Annotated in this window: 11 protein-coding genes and 3 rRNA genes; 1 reads left to right on the top strand and 13 read right to left on the bottom strand. The window is 64.7% G+C overall.

Annotated elements, in window-relative coordinates; all coding sequences use genetic code 11:
* Nucleotides 1-14 precede the first annotated feature (14 nt).
* Genes recN through FWJ47_RS07015 form a run of 6 tightly spaced genes read right to left on the bottom strand, consistent with a single transcriptional unit; the run spans nucleotide 15 to nucleotide 5,401 of the window.
* Entirely contained in the window at nucleotides 15-1,799 is a 1,785-nt protein-coding gene (gene recN / locus FWJ47_RS07035; protein ID WP_147106046.1) for a DNA repair protein RecN, read from the bottom strand.
* Complete coding sequence (locus FWJ47_RS07030; protein WP_147106043.1) at nucleotides 1,796-2,746, bottom strand: NAD kinase; 951 nt, start codon at nucleotides 2,744-2,746, stop codon at nucleotides 1,796-1,798. The genes recN and FWJ47_RS07030 overlap by 4 nt, the downstream gene beginning before the upstream one ends.
* A 29-nt stretch (nucleotides 2,747-2,775) precedes the next feature.
* Nucleotides 2,776-3,573: a TlyA family RNA methyltransferase gene (locus FWJ47_RS07025; protein WP_147106040.1), complete on the bottom strand. Its 798-nt coding sequence runs from the start codon at nucleotides 3,571-3,573 to the stop codon at nucleotides 2,776-2,778.
* A gap of 6 nt (nucleotides 3,574-3,579) precedes the next feature.
* On the bottom strand, nucleotides 3,580-3,738 hold the full coding sequence (locus FWJ47_RS12065) for a hypothetical protein (RefSeq protein WP_170228520.1): 159 nt from the start codon (nucleotides 3,736-3,738) through the stop codon (nucleotides 3,580-3,582).
* Nucleotides 3,735-4,568 carry an HAD-IIA family hydrolase gene (locus tag FWJ47_RS07020; protein ID WP_147106036.1) on the bottom strand — a complete coding sequence of 278 codons (834 nt, stop codon included), beginning with the start codon at nucleotides 4,566-4,568 and terminating at the stop codon, nucleotides 3,735-3,737. The genes FWJ47_RS12065 and FWJ47_RS07020 overlap by 4 nt, the downstream gene beginning before the upstream one ends.
* Complete coding sequence (locus FWJ47_RS07015) at nucleotides 4,565-5,401, bottom strand: hypothetical protein (RefSeq protein WP_147106033.1); 837 nt, start codon at nucleotides 5,399-5,401, stop codon at nucleotides 4,565-4,567. Before FWJ47_RS07015 ends, FWJ47_RS07020 begins: the two co-directional genes overlap by 4 nt.
* 38 nt (nucleotides 5,402-5,439) lie before the next feature.
* Between FWJ47_RS07015 and FWJ47_RS07010 the strand changes: the two genes are divergently transcribed.
* A complete protein-coding gene (locus FWJ47_RS07010; RefSeq protein WP_170228519.1) occupies nucleotides 5,440-6,297 on the top strand; it encodes a MurR/RpiR family transcriptional regulator in 858 nt (285 codons plus the stop codon).
* Between the two features lie 96 nt (nucleotides 6,298-6,393).
* Here the strand turns inward: FWJ47_RS07010 and rrf are convergent.
* The 7 genes from rrf to FWJ47_RS06975 all read right to left on the bottom strand — a co-directional run bounded on the left by rrf (nucleotide 6,394) and on the right by FWJ47_RS06975 (nucleotide 17,481).
* Nucleotides 6,394-6,510 (bottom strand): 5S ribosomal RNA (gene rrf, locus FWJ47_RS07005).
* Between the two features lie 199 nt (nucleotides 6,511-6,709).
* Nucleotides 6,710-9,811: ribosomal RNA gene (locus FWJ47_RS07000) — 23S ribosomal RNA — on the bottom strand.
* Between the two features lie 446 nt (nucleotides 9,812-10,257).
* Nucleotides 10,258-11,784 (bottom strand): 16S ribosomal RNA (locus tag FWJ47_RS06995).
* The 16S, 23S and 5S rRNA genes sit together here, the layout of an rRNA operon.
* 486 nt (nucleotides 11,785-12,270) lie before the next feature.
* Nucleotides 12,271-13,584 (bottom strand): tyrosine--tRNA ligase, encoded by a 1,314-nt coding sequence (gene tyrS, locus FWJ47_RS06990; protein ID WP_147106027.1) that lies wholly within the window; start codon nucleotides 13,582-13,584, stop codon nucleotides 12,271-12,273.
* Between the two features lie 15 nt (nucleotides 13,585-13,599).
* Nucleotides 13,600-15,870 carry a HelD family protein gene (locus tag FWJ47_RS06985; protein WP_246126200.1) on the bottom strand — a complete coding sequence of 757 codons (2,271 nt, stop codon included), beginning with the start codon at nucleotides 15,868-15,870 and terminating at the stop codon, nucleotides 13,600-13,602.
* Between the two features lie 83 nt (nucleotides 15,871-15,953).
* The gene (locus tag FWJ47_RS06980; protein ID WP_147106024.1) at nucleotides 15,954-16,658 is read right to left on the bottom strand and encodes a DNA-3-methyladenine glycosylase; all 705 of its coding nucleotides are present in this window, start codon (nucleotides 16,656-16,658) and stop codon (nucleotides 15,954-15,956) included.
* Complete coding sequence (locus FWJ47_RS06975) at nucleotides 16,648-17,481, bottom strand: lytic transglycosylase domain-containing protein (RefSeq protein ID WP_246126198.1); 834 nt, start codon at nucleotides 17,479-17,481, stop codon at nucleotides 16,648-16,650. Before FWJ47_RS06975 ends, FWJ47_RS06980 begins: the two co-directional genes overlap by 11 nt.
* Between the last annotated feature and the right edge of the window lie 16 nt (nucleotides 17,482-17,497).

Here is a 17,497-nt window from a genome sequence, read left to right as displayed (position 1 = left end):
GGGGTTCTAGCCTATCAGCGTTCGGGGGCGGGACGGGATGAGCCGTCAGGGGCGGAGGGGCGCTCCCTGGCGGCCTGGGCGAGCAGCTCATCGGCGTGGGCGCGGGCCGAGGCGGAGTCCTCCTGGCCGGCGAGCATGCGGGCCAGCTCCCCCACCCGCTCCTGGGAGGTGAGGGATCGCACATCCGATGCGGTCACACCGTCGGACTGGCCGGCGGCCTCCGGGTCCTTGAAGACCCGGATGTGGTGATCGGCGTAGGCGGCCACCTGCGGCAGGTGGGTCACGCAGATGACCTGGGCGTGCCGGGCGAGCTTGGCCAGGCGGCGGCCGATCTGCACCGCCGCCTTGCCTCCTACCCCGGCGTCGACCTCGTCGAAGATGAACGTGGAGGCCGGGGCGTGCTCGGAGAGCACCACCTCCAGGGCCAGCATCACCCGGGAGAGCTCGCCTCCGGAGGCGCCCCGCCCCAGGGGGGCCGGGTCCGCGCCGGCGTGGGGAGCCAGCAGAATGGCCACCTGATCCGCCCCGTGACGGGTCAGAGCCTCCGTGGTAGTGACGTCGACGGCCAGCCGGGCATTGGGCATCGCCAGGGCGGCGAGCTCCTCGCCCACGGCCTCGGCGAGCGCGGCCCCGGCCTGCTGGCGCTGGGTGCGCAGGGCCTCAGCCTGCTGCCAGAGGGAGGATCCGAGCGCCTGGACCTCCTCAGTGAGCTGTTCGATGCGGCTCTCGTCCCCCTGCAGCGATTCCAGGCGGGCCCGGGAGGCTGCGGCCCATTCGAGAACGTCGGTGATCTCTGGGCCGTAGAGGCGCATCAGGCGGTCCAGCTCAGCGCGGCGGGCGTGGACCTGGGTCAGCCGCTCGGGGCCGGAATCGTCCAGGCCTGCGGCGTAGATGCCCATCTGGTTGCCGGCGTCGGTCAGCAGTGAGGAGACATCGGAGAGCTGCCCGAGGATCTCCTCAAGCTCAGCGTCCTGGTCCGCCAGGGGCGCCAGCGCCTGGACTGCATCCTCCACCAGGCCGACGGCGCTGGGGGTGTTCTCGGCGGCGTCGACGTCCGCTCCGGCCACCGCGGTCTGGGCGGTGCGCGCGGCGTCCCGGAGAGACTCGAGATTCCCCAGACGCACGGACTCGGATTTGAGCCGCTCGTCCTCGCCCGGCTGGGGCTCGGCCTCGTCGATCTGTTCGAGGGCCTGCTGCAGATGCTCCGCCTCCCGGCGGCGCTCCAGCTCGTGGGCGGTGATCTCCTCCAGCTCGGCGCAGAGCTGCTGGTACCGGGCGAAGCCTTCCTGATAGGCCCTCAGCGCCTCAGCGAACTCCGCTCCCGCGTAGGCGTCCAGCGCCTCGCGCTGGGCGGCCGGGGATTTCAGGCGCAGCTGATCGGCCTGCCCGTGGACGGTGACCAGCTGCTCCCCGATCTCTCCGAGCACCCCCACCGGCACGGCTCGGCCGACGGCGGAGGCGCGGCTTCTTCCCTTGGCGGTGACAGCTCGTCCCAGCAGGAAGGGCTCTGCCGCGGCAGCGTCGTCGGCGGCGTCCTCGTCCAGCACTCCGGCCTCAGCAGCCCGGCTCCGAGCGGGATGGCCGGCCGGGACCTCGAGCTCAGCGTCCACGCTGGCACGCTCGGCGCCCTTGCGCACGGCCGTGGGTGAGGCCCGGTGGCCCAGCAGCAGCCCGAAGGCGGTCACCACCATGGTCTTGCCGGCGCCGGTCTCACCGGTGACGACGTTGAAGCCTCCGGTCAGGTCCAGCTCGGCGTGGTCGATCACACCCAGGCCGCTGATGCTCAGGTGTTCGATCATCCCTGCTTCTTCTCCTGCCCCGGGTCCGCCGCCGGGCCCCGCCAGCCGGTGATGGGAAGGTTGAACTTCTCCACCAGCCGCTGGGAGAACGGGGTCTGGTGCACCCGGGCCAGCAGCACGGGCCTCTCAGATCGCGTGACCTCCACCCGCGCCCCGCCGGGCAGGTTCATGGCTCGCCGCCCGTCGCACCACAGCACCCCTTCCTCATCTTCACGCTGGAGAATCTCCACCGCCATGGTCGAGTCAGGGTCGACCACCAGGGGGCGGGCGAAGAGGGCGTGCGCGGAGATCGGGGCGAGCACCAGGGCCTGGACCTCCGGCCACACCACGGGTCCGCCCGCGGAGAACGCGTAGGCGGTGGAGCCGGTGGGCGTCGCCATGACGATGCCGTCGCAGCCGAACGTGGAGACCGGGGCGCCGTCGATCTCCACCACCAGCTCAATCATCCGTTGGCGAGAGGCTTTCTCGATGCTTGCCTCGTTCAGCGCCCAGGAGGAGGCCAGGTGGGCGCTGCCCTGCCAGACCTGCACGTCCAGAGCCATCCGCGGCTCCACCACATAGTTCTGCTCGGCGACCCACCGCACGGAATCGTCCAGCTGGGTCCGCTCAGACTCGGCGAGGAAGCCGACGTGCCCGAGGTTCACCCCCATCAGCGGCAGCTCAGCTTCGCGGACCAGGTCAGCGGCCCGCAGGATGGAGCCGTCCCCGCCGAGAACCATGCCGACCTCACACTCGTCCAGCGGAATGTCCTGGTCGGCGACCGCCAGCGGGGTAGCGGCCAGCCGCTTCCCCATCTGGGTGGAGAGCGCCTCGATGTCGCGGGCGAGCATCACCGGGGTCAGTCCGGCCTCATGCAGCTGCTCGGCGACGGCGACGCCGGCCTCCACTGCTTCCAGGCGCCCCGTGTGAGCAAGCACGAGCACGGCCCGCTGCTGCGCTGCGGCCATCCGGTCTCCTTCCGCTTCGGCTTTGAGGCTTACGGATCTGCGTAGTCGATCGCACCCAGCCTATCGGCTGGGCTGACCAGTTCCTGGGCGTCTGCGGCGCTCGGGCTGCGCAGGTGCAGGAAGAACTCTCTGTTGCCGTCCTGGCCCGGCAGCGGCGAGGGGGCGGCGCCTGCGAGCTGCAGGCCCTCTTCAAGGGCGGCCGTCACCACACCCTCCACTGCGTCGCGCCGCTGCTGGGGACTGGTGACCACCCCGGTGCGGCCGATGCGCTCACGGCCCACCTCGAACTGCGGCTTGACCATCAGCAGCAGATCAGCACCGGATGCTGCCTGCTGGGCCAGGGCCGGCAGGACGAGCCGCAGTGAGATGAAGGAGAGGTCCGCCACGATCAGCCCGAACCGGTCTCCCAGCTGGCCCGGCCGCACGTATCGCAGATTGGTGCCTTCAACATTGGTGATCCGCGGGTCCTCCCGCAGCGCCGGTGCGAGCTGGTCATGCCCGACGTCGACGGCGACCACGTGCTCGGCGCCCCGGGAGAGCATGACCTGGGTGAAGCCGCCGGTGGAAGCGCCCGCGTCCAGGCACCGGCGGCGGGCGGGGGCCGCCTCGGGGAAGGCCTCCAGGGCGCCGAGCAGCTTATGCGCCGCGCGGCTGACCCATCGGTCAGTCTCGGCGAGTTCGATGGTGGCGCCGGCGTCGGCCGCGGCGGACGGCTTGGCGGCCCTGCGTCCGTTGAGCCGCACAGCTCCCTCGGCGATGAGCTGGCCTGCACGGGTGCGGCTGGGCGCGAGTCCGCGCGCCACCATCTCCTTGTCCAGACGCGGCATGGGGACTCAGCTGCGGCCGATGGTCTCTAGTCGGGCCAGGAGCTCCTGATGCTTCTGCTGGGCCTGCTGGAGCTGCTCCTGGAGCTGCTCGGGGCTCAGCCGGGGCTCAGCCGTCCCGGACTCCGTGTGGGAAGCCTCGTCTTCGGCGAGGGGATCCTCGCTCATGCTGCGGAGTGGCCTTCCCCGGGTGTGCGGTGCGCACCGGTGAAGAGGCTCTCCAGGCTGTCGATGATCCAGTCGGGGCGCTCCTGCCCGGCGGAGGCGTGCGCCTGGTCCTCGCCGGTCGCCCCGGTCAGGACCAGCGCCGTGGTGTAGCCGGCTCTGTTGCCGCCGAGGATGTCGGTGTCCAGGCGGTCCCCCACCACCAGCGGGTCACTCAGGCGGAGGGTCTCCCCCGCCTGGGTGAACATCACTGATTCAGGCTTGCCGGCAGCCTGGGGCCGGCGGTCGGTGCCGAAGCTGACGGCCTCGACCAGGGCGCCGTTGGCGGGGGCGATTCCACGCTCCCGGGGGACGCTGCGGTCCAGGTTGGTGGCGAACCATTGGGCGCCGGCGTTGACGGCGTAGGAGGCTTCGGCGAGCTGGGACCAGCCGAGACTGGGGTCGAATCCCTGGATGACGGCCTCAGGATCCTCCTCAGCGGAGTCGACAGTCTGATAGCCGGCCTGCTGAACGAGGCCCCGCAGGGATTCGGAGCCCACCACGAGGACTTTCGCCGGTGCGGGCACGTGGCTGCTCATCAGCCGGATGCCTGCCGGTGCGGAGCCGTAGACCTCGTGGGGCTCGGCGGGGATGCCCAGCTCCCGCAGGTGGCTGGCGATCTGCTCAGCGGAGCGGGACGCGTTGTTGGTGACGAAGGCGCACTTCAGTCCCTGCTCCTTGAGCTGCGCGAGGGCCTCAGGGGCCCCGGGGACAGCCTCAGGCCCTCGGTAGAGGACGCCGTCGAGGTCGAAGAGGACACCGTCGTGCTGCTCGGCCAGGGGTGCGGGACTCATGCGTGGGGGGTCTCCTTCGCTCCGGCGTCGCCGAGAAGGTCGCTGATCTTGGGCAGCGCCGCGGCGTCCTCGTCCTCGTCGTCAAAGTCCAGAATGTCCGGCTCCTCGAAGGCGCCGGCCCCCAGGGCCCGCTCGGCGACGGGAATCTGCTCACGCCAGCGCCGGGCCTCATCGTAGCGCCCCACTGCTTCGAGGGCCTCCGCGTAGGCGGCGAAAAGTCTCGGGGAGAAGCTGAAGGCCCTGTTGCGGTCCAGCTCCGGCACCTGCAGGGCCAGGAGGGCCGCCTCTTCGTCTCGGAGGTCCTGGTGGGCCCCGGCCACGACCATGGCCAGCTCTGCCCGGGGCGCGCCGGTCAGCTTCTTGGAGGGGTCCTCCTCGGCCAGGTCGATGGCTTTCTGGGGGCGGCCGAGTGCGCGCAGGCAGTCGGCGATGACGGGCAGGTGGGTGTGGTCTCCGCTGATGCGGCGGTAGGTGCGCAGCTCGCGCAGAGCCTCCTCGAAGTCTCCGGCGGCGTAGGCGGCGAGGCCGACGGCCTCGCGGACGACGGCGAGGCGCCCGGCGCGCCGGGAGGCTGCCAGTGCGTGCTCCAGGGCGAGGGCCGGATCGATGTCGATGAGCCGGCCGGCCATGACGAGGTGCTTGGAGACCCAGCCTCGGTTGGTGTCGTTGAGGGTGCCCAGCTGCCGGGAGGCTTCACGGTCAAGCTCTCTGCCGGTGATGTCTTCGTCGACCTCCGGGGACCGGGGGCGGTCCTCACGGTTCGATCGGCGGTGGTCCTGGGGGGCGCGGGAGGAACGTCCGCTCGGGTCTGCTGGTGATGCTCGGTCTGCCACCGGAACAGGATACCGGGCATGGTGACTACCATGGGCCTATGAATCACCTGGACGAGCACCTTCCTGCAACCACGCGGCTGTCCTCGGCGCTGAACACGCTGCTGCCCAGTGAGACCAAGGTGGCCCGGGAGGTTCTGCAGGATGCTGCCGCGGCGGTGGACTCGACGGCGCAGCAGCTGGCGGACCGGGTGGGGGTGGCCCGTTCCACCGTGGTGCGGACCTGCCGCAAGCTCGGCTATGAGGGCTACCCGCAGTTCCGGGTGGCTCTGGCCAGGGAGACGCCTACCGGCCATGACGCGGTGGAGTCAGCCGCGGAGGACGGTGCCGACATGGCTCCGTGGCCGGCTGAGGCCCGGCGGCTGACTCCGGGCCTGGAGCGTGCGATGGACGCGGTCTCTCGGGAGCAGGCTGACCGGGTGGTGGAGCTGATCTGCAGCGCGGAGAGCATTTTTGTGGCGGCCAATGGGCAGTCTGCGCCCACTGCGATGGATTTGGCGTATCGCCTGCTGTCTGAGGGGCATCGGGTGAGCACGATGACGGACGTCCTCAGTCAGCAGATCGCTGCCAGGCAGCTGGGCGGTGAGGATGTATGCATAGTGATCAGCCCGAGCGGCCTGAATGAGCTCTCCGTGAGGGTGGCTCAGGCGGCGGCCAGCTCGGAGGCGACGTTGGTGGTGATGACCTCGAACACTGACTCGCCTGCTGCGAAGCTGGCTGATGAGGTGCTGAATATTGTGCCTCCGCTGAACACGTTCTGGAACGAGCTGGAGTTTGTCTCACGTCTGCACTACGCAGTGGCGGCAGAGGTTCTGGGGCGGCAGGTTCGTATGCGCGGGGAGGGAGAGAGTCAGCGCAGGCGGATTCTGGATGTTGTCACTGAGAATCTTGTGGAGTAGCGGCTGAGCGCACAGTGCTTGGAGGAATCTGTTGGCGGCGGCAGAAAGGCCCCTGATCTGCTTCTTCGCAGTTCAGGGGCCTTTCTGTGAAAGTGTGTCCGGCGGTGACCTACTCTCCCACACTGTTTCCGGTGCAGTACCATCGGCGCTGTGGGTCTTAGCTTCCGGGTTCGGGATGGGACCGGGCGTTTCCCCCACGCTATGACCGCCGTAACCCTAGACCACACCCCACCAACCACCAAAGAAGAGGGGGGGCGTGGAAATCTATGGGCCACGAACAACAAGGATCGTGACGAACAATATTGACTTGGACAAAGGTCTGCTTCCATCAAACACAGGGTTTGTTGAAAGAGGACCGCAGAGTGGACGCAGCACAGAGTTCACAACATATTGAGCATATGCGTTGTGGTGGTGGTGTAAGTGGTCGGCTTATTAGTACCAGTCAGCTTCACGCATTGCTGCGCTTCCACATCTGGCCTATCAACCCCATCATCTATAGGGAGCCTTCACACCAATGGTGTCGGAGATCTTATCTTGAAGCCGGCTTCCCGCTTAGATGCTTTCAGCGGTTATCCATCCCGAACGTAGCTAACCAGCGGTGCACTTGGCAGTACAACTGGCACACCAGAGGTTCGTCCGTCCCGGTCCTCTCGTACTAAGGACAGACCTTCTCAAATCTCCTACGCGCGCAGCGGATAGGGACCGAACTGTCTCACGACGTTCTAAACCCAGCTCGCGTGCCTCTTTAATGGGCGAACAGCCCAACCCTTGGGACCAACTCCAGCCCCAGGATGAGACGAGCCGACATCGAGGTGCCAAACCATCCCGTCGATATGAACTCTTGGGGAGGATCAGCCTGTTATCCCCGAGGTACCTTTTATCCGTTGAGCGACGGCCCTTCCACAAGGTGCCGCCGGATCACTAGTCCCAACTTTCGTTCCTGCTCGACATGCCTGTCTCACAGTCAAGCTCCCTTGTGCACTTACACTCGACACCTGATTGCCAACCAGGCTGAGGGAACCTTTGGGCGCCTCCGTTACTCTTTGGGAGGCAACCGCCCCAGTTAAACTACCCACCAGGCACTGTCCCTGGACCCGATCAGGGCCCGAAGTTAGATGATCCACAACACCAGAGTGGTATTTCAACGATGACTCCACCAACACTGGCGTGCTGGCTTCACAGTCTCCCACCTATCCTACACAAGTGATGCGAATCACCAATACCAAGCTATAGTAAAGGTCTCGGGGTCTTTCCGTCCTGCTGCGCGTAACGAGCATCTTTACTCGTAGTGCAATTTCGCCGAGTTCACGGTTGAGACAGCGGGGGTCTCGTTACTCCATTCGTGCAGGTCGGAACTTACCCGACAAGGAATTTCGCTACCTTAGGATGGTTATAGTTACCACCGCCGTTTACTGGGGCTTAAATTCTCCGCTTCGACTCCGAAGAGCCTAACGGGTCCTCTTAACCTTCCAGCACCGGGCAGGAGTCAGTCCGTATACATCGTCTTACGACTTCGCACGGACCTGTGTTTTTAGTAAACAGTCGGACCCCCCTGGTCTCTGCGGCCACCACACCCTCACAGCCGCGCAGGCTGATCAAGCGGATGGCCCCCCTTCTCCCGAAGTTACGGGGGTATTTTGCCGAGTTCCTTAACCGTGATTATCTCGATCGCCTTGGTATTCTCTACCTGACTACCTGTGTCGGTTTCGGGTACGGGCGGCTAGAACCTCGCGTCGATGCTTTTCTCGGCAGCATAGGATCACCGGATCCCCCACCCGAAGTGGGGGCCCATCAAATCTCAGCCATCACGGCTCCCGGATTTGCCTAGGAGCCAGCCTACATTCTTAGACCCAGACAACCATCGCTGGGCCCGGCTACCTTCCTGCGTCACACCTGTTAATACGCTCGCTAGACCGCTTCAGGTCCCACGCTACTACCTGCCAACGCACCCCCGAAGGGGCACTATGGCAGGGTTCAGGCGGTTAGTATCAGCGGGTTCGCGTGGGCGGTTCTTCGCCGGTACGGGAATATCAACCCGTTGTCCATCGACTACGCCTGTCGGCCTCGCCTTAGGTCCCGACTAACCCAGGGCAGATTAGCTTGACCCTGGAACCCTTAGTCATTCGGCGGACACGTTTCTCACGCGTCTTTCGCTACTCATGCCTGCATTCTCACTCGAACAACCTCCACCACTAGCTTCCGCTGCGGCTTCACCGGTTTGCTCGACGCTCCCCTACCCATCCAGACAAAAGCCTGAATGCCACGGTTTCGGCGGTGTGCTTGAGCCCCGCTACATTGTCGGCGCGGAATCACTTGACCAGTGAGCTATTACGCACTCTTTCAAGGATGGCTGCTTCTAAGCCAACCTCCTGGTTGTCTGAGCAACTCCACATCCTTTCCCACTTAGCACACGCTTAGGGGCCTTAACCGGTGGTCTGGGCTGTTTCCCTCTCGACGATGAAGCTTATCCCCCACCGTCTCACTGCCGCGCTCTCACGTCTCGGGCATTCGGAGTTTAGCTGACGTCAGTAACCTTGTAGGGCCCATCGGCCATCCAGTAGCTCTACCTCCCGGACGAAACACGCGACGCTGCACCTAAATGCATTTCGGGGAGAACCAGCTATCACAGAGTTTGATTGGCCTTTCACCCCTACCCACAGCTCATCCCCCCAGTTTTCAACCTAGGTGGGTTCGGTCCTCCACGCGCTCTTACACGCGCTTCAACCTGGCCATGGGTAGATCACTCCGCTTCGGGTCTAGACCCAGCAACTACATCGCCCTATTCAGACTCGCTTTCGCTGCGGCTTCCCCACACGGGTTAACCTCGCTACTGAGCACTAACTCGCAGGCTCATTCTTCAAAAGGCACGCCATCACACCAACAAGGATGCTCTGACGGATTGTAGGCACATGGTTTCAGGTACTCTTTCACTCCCCTCCCGGGGTACTTTTCACCATTCCCTCACGGTACTGATTCACTATCGGTCAGCAGGATGTATTCAGGCTTACCAGGTGGTCCTGGCAGATTCACACACGATTCCTCGAGCCGCGTGCTACTCGAGAACCCAGCACAGCCGGCGGAACGCATTACAACTACGGGACTCACACCCTCTACGGTGAAGGACTCAACCTTCTTCGTCTATACGCCCGCACCTCAACCGCCAAGACTGGTAGATCCTGGACACTGGGCCTCACAACCCCCACCACGCAACGCCTACCAGCTATCACACATGATGGGTTTAGCCCCATCGGCTTTCGCTCGCCACTACTCACCGAATCACTCTTGTTTTCTCTTCCTGCCGGTACTGAGATGTTTCACTTCCCGGCGTTCCCCCCAAACCGCCTATACATTCAGCGGCTGGTCGCGCACCATAACAGTGCACGGGGTTTCCCCATTCGGACATCCTGGCCTCAACACTCGGTTATCAGCTCCACCAGGCTTATCGCAGATTCCCACGTCCTTCATCGGCACCTGCTGCCAAGGCATCCACACATGCGCCCTTAAACACTTACACCCACTACACATAGCGATGTAAGCCACCAAACGACACATCACACACCAACCCCACAAAGAGGCCAGCGCACGATGACACTCAACAAAAAAATTGCAAACAAAGATGCTCGCGTCCACTATGCAGTTCCCAAACAACAACCCCCACCCCCACCACCACACACCAAACAGTGCGCAGCGTTCTGGAGCAGAAGCAACAATCCAGAGCACACCAACCAAACGGCTGCTGCCTCAGGACCCAACAGTGCACCAAAAACCAGACTCACAACCAACCCCACACCCGTTCCAGCAGCCACAAAGACCACGTACTAAAGCATGAAAGCATCACGCCGCAAGCCAAGCCCACACCACAACAGTGTGATTCGCTGATATTCCACCCATGAGCAAACCCCGGGACACCACACTCGGATGCCACAACGGGGCGGCCACAACTCGCAGCCAGCTCCTTAGAAAGGAGGTGATCCAGCCGCACCTTCCGGTACGGCTACCTTGTTACGACTTAGTCCCAATCGCCGGTCCCACCTTCGACCACTCCCCCCACAAGGGTTAGGCCGTGGGCTTCGGGTGTTACCAACTTTCGTGACTTGACGGGCGGTGTGTACAAGGCCCGGGAACGTATTCACCGCAGCATTGCTGATCTGCGATTACTAGCGACTCCAACTTCACGGAGTCGAGTTGCAGACTCCGATCCGAACTGAGACCGGCTTTTAGGGATTAGCTCCGCCTCACGGCATCGCAACCCACTGTACCGGCCATTGTAGCATGCGTGAAGCCCAAGACATAAGGGGCATGATGATTTGACGTCATCCCCACCTTCCTCCGAGTTGACCCCGGCAGTCTCCCATGAGTCCCCGGCATAACCCGCTGGCAACATAGGACAAGGGTTGCGCTCGTTGCGGGACTTAACCCAACATCTCACGACACGAGCTGACGACAACCATGCACCACCTGTGAACCAGCCCCGAAGGGAAACTGCATCTCTGCAGCGATCCGGTCCATGTCAAGCCTTGGTAAGGTTCTTCGCGTTGCATCGAATTAATCCGCATGCTCCGCCGCTTGTGCGGGCCCCCGTCAATTCCTTTGAGTTTTAGCCTTGCGGCCGTACTCCCCAGGCGGGGCACTTAATGCGTTAGCTACGGCGCGGAAAACGTGGAATGTCCCCCACACCTAGTGCCCAACGTTTACGGCATGGACTACCAGGGTATCTAATCCTGTTCGCTCCCCATGCTTTCGCTCCTCAGCGTCAGTAACAGCCCAGAGACCTGCCTTCGCCATCGGTGTTCCTCCTGATATCTGCGCATTTCACCGCTACACCAGGAATTCCGGTCTCCCCTACTGCACTCTAGCCTGCCCGTACCCACCGCACGATCCGAGTTAAGCCCGGATTTTTCACGGCAGACGCGGCAAACCGCCTACGAGCTCTTTACGCCCAATAATTCCGGATAACGCTCGCGCCCTACGTATTACCGCGGCTGCTGGCACGTAGTTAGCCGGCGCTTCTTCTGCAGGTACCGTCACAAAAAGCTTCTTCCCTGCTGAAAGCGGTTTACAACCCGAAGGCCGTCATCCCGCACGCGGCGTCGCTGCATCAGGCTTTCGCCCATTGTGCAATATTCCCCACTGCTGCCTCCCGTAGGAGTCTGGGCCGTGTCTCAGTCCCAGTGTGGCCGGTCACCCTCTCAGGCCGGCTACCCGTCAAAGCCACGGTGAGCCACTACCCCACCGTCAAGCTGATAGGCCGCGAGCCCATCCAAGACCGCAAAAGCTTTCCACCACACCCCATGCGGGACGTAGTCATATCCGGTATTAGACCCAGTTTCCCAGGCTTATCCCAGAGTCAAGGGCAGGTTGCTCACGTGATACTCACCCGTTCGCCACTAATCCACCACCAGCAAGCTGGAAGCTTCATCGTTCGACTTGCATGTGTTAAGCACGCCGCCAGCGTTCATCCTGAGCCAGGATCAAACTCTCCATTAGATAACTAAATAGAGAATGCAACAGCCAGTCAATCTGATTCCACCCTGCCGGAAAACAGAGCCTCACGGAATCACATTGGCTGATCTGCTGATCAATCCAGGCATGTCACAGTCACCCGCACGGGGGTGCAAGCGCTGTGACTACCAATTTATAATTTGGTATCAACAAACTTGGCACACTATTGAGTTCTCAAGCAGCAATCGCTGTCAGCACCACCGGAAGGAAACCCTCCCGGGTCGCTCTGAAGCAACTTCTCTATGTTACCGCTTCGTTTCTTGCTCGTCAACTCGACGTTTCCGCCGAACTTTCGGGCACACCGAACGAAGTCGGAACTTCGAAAAAGTGTCGTGGAGATAATCTCTCCGAAGCGCTTCGGGCTTTTGAGCTTTTCGCTCCGGCCCCCGGCGCGATCGTTAACTCTACACACCGTCGCGGGGGCACGCAACTCCATGTCCAGAGCCCCGAGATTCCGGGGAAAAGGCGGCCTTAGGGCCGGATGGCGAGGGCGAGGCTCTTCTTGCCGCGACGCACCACCAGGTATTTCCCGTGCAGCCACTCGTCCTCTGCGACCAGCGCCTCCGCATCCTCAAGCTTGGTGTTGTTGATGTAAGCGCCGCCCTGCTGCACCGCCCGCCGAGCTTCACCATTGCCTCTGACCAGGCCGGTGTCCACCAACGCCCTGACCGGAGTCGCCTCCGCTGGCGGAACCGTCGCTGTCGGGACCTCAGAGGCGATCGCCTCAAGGGTCCGCTCGTCGACCTCAGCGATGTCGCCTTTGCCGAAAAGAGCCTCTGCCGCGGCGATCACCTTGCGCGCGGCGTCCTCACCATGAACCAGGCTCGTCGCGTCCCAGGCGAGAGTCCGCTGAGCGTGGCGCTTGAACGGCTCGTCCCTCACCGCCTGCTCCAGCTCGTCGATCTCCTCCCGGCTGCGGAAGGTGAAGACCTTCAGCCGGTCGATCACATCAGCATCAGCCTGGTTCAGCCAGAACTGGTAGAAGGTGTACGGCGAGGTGAGCTCGGCGTCGATCCAGATCGCGTTGCCCTCGGACTTGCCGAACTTAGTGCCGTCGGAGTTTGTGATGAGCGGGGTCGACAGCGCGTGAACGTGCGCGTTCTCCGCCTTGCGGACCAGCTCCGTGCCGGAGGTGAGGTTCCCCCACTGGTCCGAGCCGCCGAACTGCAGGCTGCAGCCGTAGTCGCGGTAGAGCTGCAGGAAGTCGTAGCCCTGAAGGATCTGGTAGCTGAACTCGGTGTAGGAGATGCCCTCCTCGGAGTTCAGGCGCTTCGCCACGATGTCCTTCTTGATCATCGTGCCCACCCGGAAGTGCTTGCCGATGTCCCGCAGGAACTCGATGGCGCTGATCCCCTCAGTCCAGTCGAGGTTGTTCACCATCTGCGCGGCGTCCTGCCCCTCGAAGTCCACATAGTGGCGGATCTGGCGCTTGAGGCTCTCCACCCACCCGGCGACAGTCTCAGGGGTGTTCAGCGTCCGCTCACTGGTGGGCCGCGGGTCCCCGATGAGACCCGTGGAACCGCCCACCAGCGCCAGCGGCCGGTGGCCCGCCAGCTGCAGGCGGCGCATGGTCAGCAGCTGCACCAGGTGACCCAGGTGCAGAGAGGCAGCCGTGGGGTCGAAGCCGGCGTAGAAGGTCAGCCGCTCCCCCGCCAGGGACTCCTCCAGGGCCTCAGCATCCGTGGAGTGCTGGATGAGGCCTCGCCACTGCAGCTCCTGATAGACATTCGCGAAGCTGGGGTCGTTCTGCTGGGTCTCGAGGGCGGGGTTCTTCGTCGCGGTCACAGCGCTCACCGTATCTCAGAATCCGTCCGGGAGCGGCTGGGACGAGACGACCCGCAGCGCGCGCGTCGAGCGGGTCAGCGCCACGTACAGCGGACCGACCTTGCCGCCGGCCTGCTCGATCAGCTCAGCCGGCTCGGCAACGACGACGGCGTCGAACTCAAGGCCCTTGGCCTCGTCCGCGGTCATCGCCAATACATCCTGGGCCAGGGACCCCGCACCGCGGCCAACACGACTGCCGAACTTCTCGGTCAGCCGCTCCCGAACGCGGGTGATGAGCCGGTTCGGGACCACCGTGGCCACCAATCCCTCGCCGATCCGGTCATGCTCGGCGCTGACAGCCTCGACCACAGATTCGAGCAGCTTCTTCTCGGAGACCTCGCTGACCTCCGGGGAGCAGTCGCCCTCGCGGACCGTACGCAGCGCCGTCGTCTGCAGACCGTTCGCCTCAGCGACCCGCTCCGCGAGCCCCACAATGCGGCCAGGGGTCCGATAGTTGACGGTCAGCTCCTCGATGCGGAGGCGGTCGTCGTCCACGAACGGCTCGAAAGCCTGCCTCCACTGGGGCGACGCTGAGGGCGAGGATCCCTGAGCAGTGTCCCCCACAGCTGTCACCGACTTCAGCGGGCAGCGGCGGAACAGCACGTGCCACTGCATGGGCGAGAGCTCCTGCGCCTCGTCCACCACGATGTGGCCGTAGGTCCATGCGCGGTCCAGCGTGGCGCGCTCGGCAGCGCTCATCGCAGGACCAGATTCGCTGTTCATCGCGGCGACCGCCTCGGCGTCGAGGAAGCCCTCGATGCCCATCTCCTCCAGCTGCGGAGCAGCATTCTCGACGGCCTTCTGGGCGTTCTCCAGGTCCTTCTCCCGCGAGGCCTTCCGGCGGGCCTCCTCCCGGCCGGCAGTCTCATCAAGCTCGCCGAGCAGCTCGGCCGCCTCATCGAGCAGCGGGACATCCGCAGTGGTGAAGGCACTGCCGGGACTGCGCTGCAGCAGCTCTCTCTCGGAGGCGCTGAGCTGAGGCGCGACATCGGCCAGATAGTTCGGCTTGGAGAACAGGTCCTCCACCAGGTTCTGCGGGGTGCGCGGCAGCCAGCAGAGGTTCAGCAGCACTCGCACCTCATGGGATGTGCGGACGTCCTCTGCAAGGTAGGTTCGGTCTGCCTCATTGCCCTGTGAGCGCTTCTCAAGGATCCGCTCGAGCTTCTCCGCGATCTCCCTGACCATCACCTTCACAAAAGTGGCGCGAGCCTCGTTGTAGGCCTTGCCGGTGGCCCGGGCACGCTCGATGCCGCGTCGGATCATCTTCGGCGTCACCGTCACCGAGGTGCCTTCGATCACTATGTCCCTGGGGGCGGGAATGCTCCGCTGACGGTGATCCACCGCGGCCGCGATGATGCTCACCCAGTCCAGCCTGCCCTTGATCTCCGCGACCCGGGCATCAGGCTCCTCGACTCCGCGCACCCCCGGATAGAGGTCGGCCAGCGACGACATGACCACACCGGTCTCCCCCAGCGAGGGCAGGACCCGTTCAATATAGGACATGAACGTGGAGTTGGGGCCTACGATCAGCACACCGGCGCTCTTCAGGCGCTCCCGGTGCGCGTAGAGCAGGTAGGCGGCGCGATGCAGCGCCACGGCCGTCTTGCCGGTGCCGGGCCCGCCCTGGACCACCAGCACACCGGAGCGGTCGGCGCGGATGATCCGGTCCTGCTCGGCCTGGATGGTGGCGACGATATCGCCCATCTGACCGGTGCGACGCGCCTTCAGCGCAGCCAGCAGGGCGCCGTCGCCGTGGTTCTCCACGTCCTCGTCCAGCACGCTGGCGTCCAGCACCTCGTCCTCCAGGCCCTGCACCTGCCGGTTCTTCAGCATCAGGTGACGCCGCCGCCGCACACCCTGCCGGTCAAAGGCGGTGGCCTGGTAGAAGACCCCGGCTTCCGGCGCGCGCCAGTCCAGCATGAGCCGCTGGCGCGCCTCGGAGGTCAGGCCGATGCGGCCGATGTAGCGGGTCTCCCCCGAGTCCAGGTCCAGGCGCCCGAAGACGAGGCGGTCGTCCACTGCGTTGAGCTGGGCCAACCGGTCCTCGTAGAGGGTTGCGAAGGCGTCGCGCTCGGAGATGTTCTGCATCGTGCCCACCGCACCGGCGGAACGGACTTTGGCGAGCTGGGCCTCCTTCTCCTCGCGCAGCTCATCGAGGCGGCGATAAAGGGCAGCCACGTACTGGCGCTCCTGATCAACCCCACCCTCCAGCGGCGGAACGGCGACCATTTCGGCGGTCTCAGTCATCAAGCAGTGCTGCTTTCCCTCGGAGACGGAAAAAGATCGGTCAATCTTACAGCGCCCATGGTTAACGGAAAGTGACGCGGGCCTCAGCGGTCCTTGACAGGGCGTCGGCGGGGCGCGGAAGGCCTGTAGGGCGAGACTGACCTCTCTGCGGCGACCCAGAACCGCCACGGGTAGGACGCGGTGCCGCCTTCCCCGGAGACTCCCACCCTCGGGCCTGCGCTGATCTCTTCAGCCTGCAGCGGCTGCTCGGAGGGGGCAAGAGTGAAGCGCGCACCGGCCGAGGGAACAGGCAGCGGAGCGGGGATCTCATCAAGGATCTCCACGGGGGACCCATCCATGCTGAGGTCCACGCCGAGCCCCTGGCCAAGACGGCCGGGCCCAGAAAGCAGCTTGACGCCGGTGTCCTTTCCGCCGCGCCTGGCCACGGCCAGCTCCCGGCCTTCGAGCGTCTCACCGGCACGGAGCAGCACTCCCCCGGCCCCAGCTGCGTGCGAGACCAGGTTGAGGCAGAAGTGGATCCCGTAGCTGCGGTACACATAGGCGTGACGAGGCGGGCCGAAGAGTGAGGCGTTCCGCGGGGTCTGGCCGTTGTAGCCGTGGGCCCCAGGATCCTCTCCCTGATCCCCGTAGGCCTCAACCTCGGTGATCCGCACGGTGACTGTGCCTTCGTCCGTGGTCACCGACAGCCTGCTCCCCAGCAGGCGCGGAGCGAGCTCGAGGGCATGAGCATCGAACAGCTCGGTGAGGGCCTCAGCGTTCAGGGCATCAAACGCTGCGTCACTGCTCATCCTCGTCCTCCTGCACTGACTCGGCGTATTCGAGGGCATAGCCGGCCACGTTGTTCGCGTACTCCACCGACTGGTTGTAGGCGGTCACCGCATCGTTCCATCCGAAGTCTCCGGTGAGGTCCTCCCCGTTTTCGCAGAGGTAGATTCCGGCGGTCAGTGCGGCGTCGTCGTACTGGTGGACATCGGCTTGGCCGTCCTGGTTGGCGTCGTGCCCGTACTGCTCCCAGGTGGTCGGGATGAACTGCATCGGGCCCACGGCCCTGTCCCACTCGGTGTCGCCGTCAAGCTCGCCGTCATCGGTGTCAGGGATGGCCATGAGCCCCTCACTGCCGTCCAGGGCCACACCGATCACGGGAGGGTCGACGACCCCGTCCTCCCCGATGCTGGCCCCGCCGTAGTGGCCGTGGACGGACTCCACCTGTCCGATTCCCGCCAGGGTGTTCCAGCCGAGCCCGCATTCGGGCCGGGTCTCCGCCAGGCGCAGCGCGGCACCCGCGTAGGCGGTCAGCGCTCGCTGCGGAATCTGGGCGGCCTCGCTGGTCTCAGCCACCCAGTCCGGGTCCGGAAGCTCTGCCAGGGGAACTGCGGTGATGTCCTCGGTCAGGTCTGCCGCCGCCGGAGCCTCAGACTGCTCGGGGGCGGAGGGGTAGCCCAGCTCGGTGGGGTGCGGGCGCTCAGGCTCCTGGGCGACGCACTGCTGAAGCACCAGGACGACCACCAGCAGAAGGAGCGCCGCACCGATCCCGACGAGGGCAGCACGGCGCCGTCGCACCTGGGCGGAGGTCCCCGTGCTGCGGGGCGAACTGCTGCGGCCTGATGTCACGCGGGCGAGAAGCTCC

It is taken from the genome of Nesterenkonia populi (assembly GCF_007994735.1).
GTDB lineage: Bacteria > Actinomycetota > Actinomycetes > Actinomycetales > Micrococcaceae > Nesterenkonia > Nesterenkonia populi.
Note: the sequence above shows the minus strand (reverse complement) of the source record. Positions and strands in the feature narration are given on the sequence as shown.

Bases quoted from the DNA above. Each gene is read 5' to 3' on its own strand.
- recN (WP_147106046.1), bottom strand. From the start codon at position 1,799: ATGATCGAACACCTGAGCATCAGCGGCCTGGGTGTGATCGACCACGCC.
- FWJ47_RS07030 (WP_147106043.1), bottom strand. From the start codon at position 2,746: ATGGCCGCAGCGCAGCAGCGGGCCGTGCTCGTGCTTGCTCACACGGGG.
- FWJ47_RS07025 (WP_147106040.1), bottom strand. From the start codon at position 3,573: ATGCCGCGTCTGGACAAGGAGATGGTGGCGCGCGGACTCGCGCCCAGC.
- FWJ47_RS12065 (WP_170228520.1), bottom strand. From the start codon at position 3,738: ATGAGCGAGGATCCCCTCGCCGAAGACGAGGCTTCCCACACGGAGTCC.
- FWJ47_RS07020 (WP_147106036.1), bottom strand. From the start codon at position 4,568: ATGAGTCCCGCACCCCTGGCCGAGCAGCACGACGGTGTCCTCTTCGAC.
- FWJ47_RS07010 (WP_170228519.1), top strand. From the start codon at position 5,440: ATGAATCACCTGGACGAGCACCTTCCTGCAACCACGCGGCTGTCCTCG.
- FWJ47_RS06985 (WP_246126200.1), bottom strand. From the start codon at position 15,870: ATGACTGAGACCGCCGAAATGGTCGCCGTTCCGCCGCTGGAGGGTGGG.
- FWJ47_RS06980 (WP_147106024.1), bottom strand. From the start codon at position 16,658: ATGAGCAGTGACGCAGCGTTTGATGCCCTGAACGCTGAGGCCCTCACC.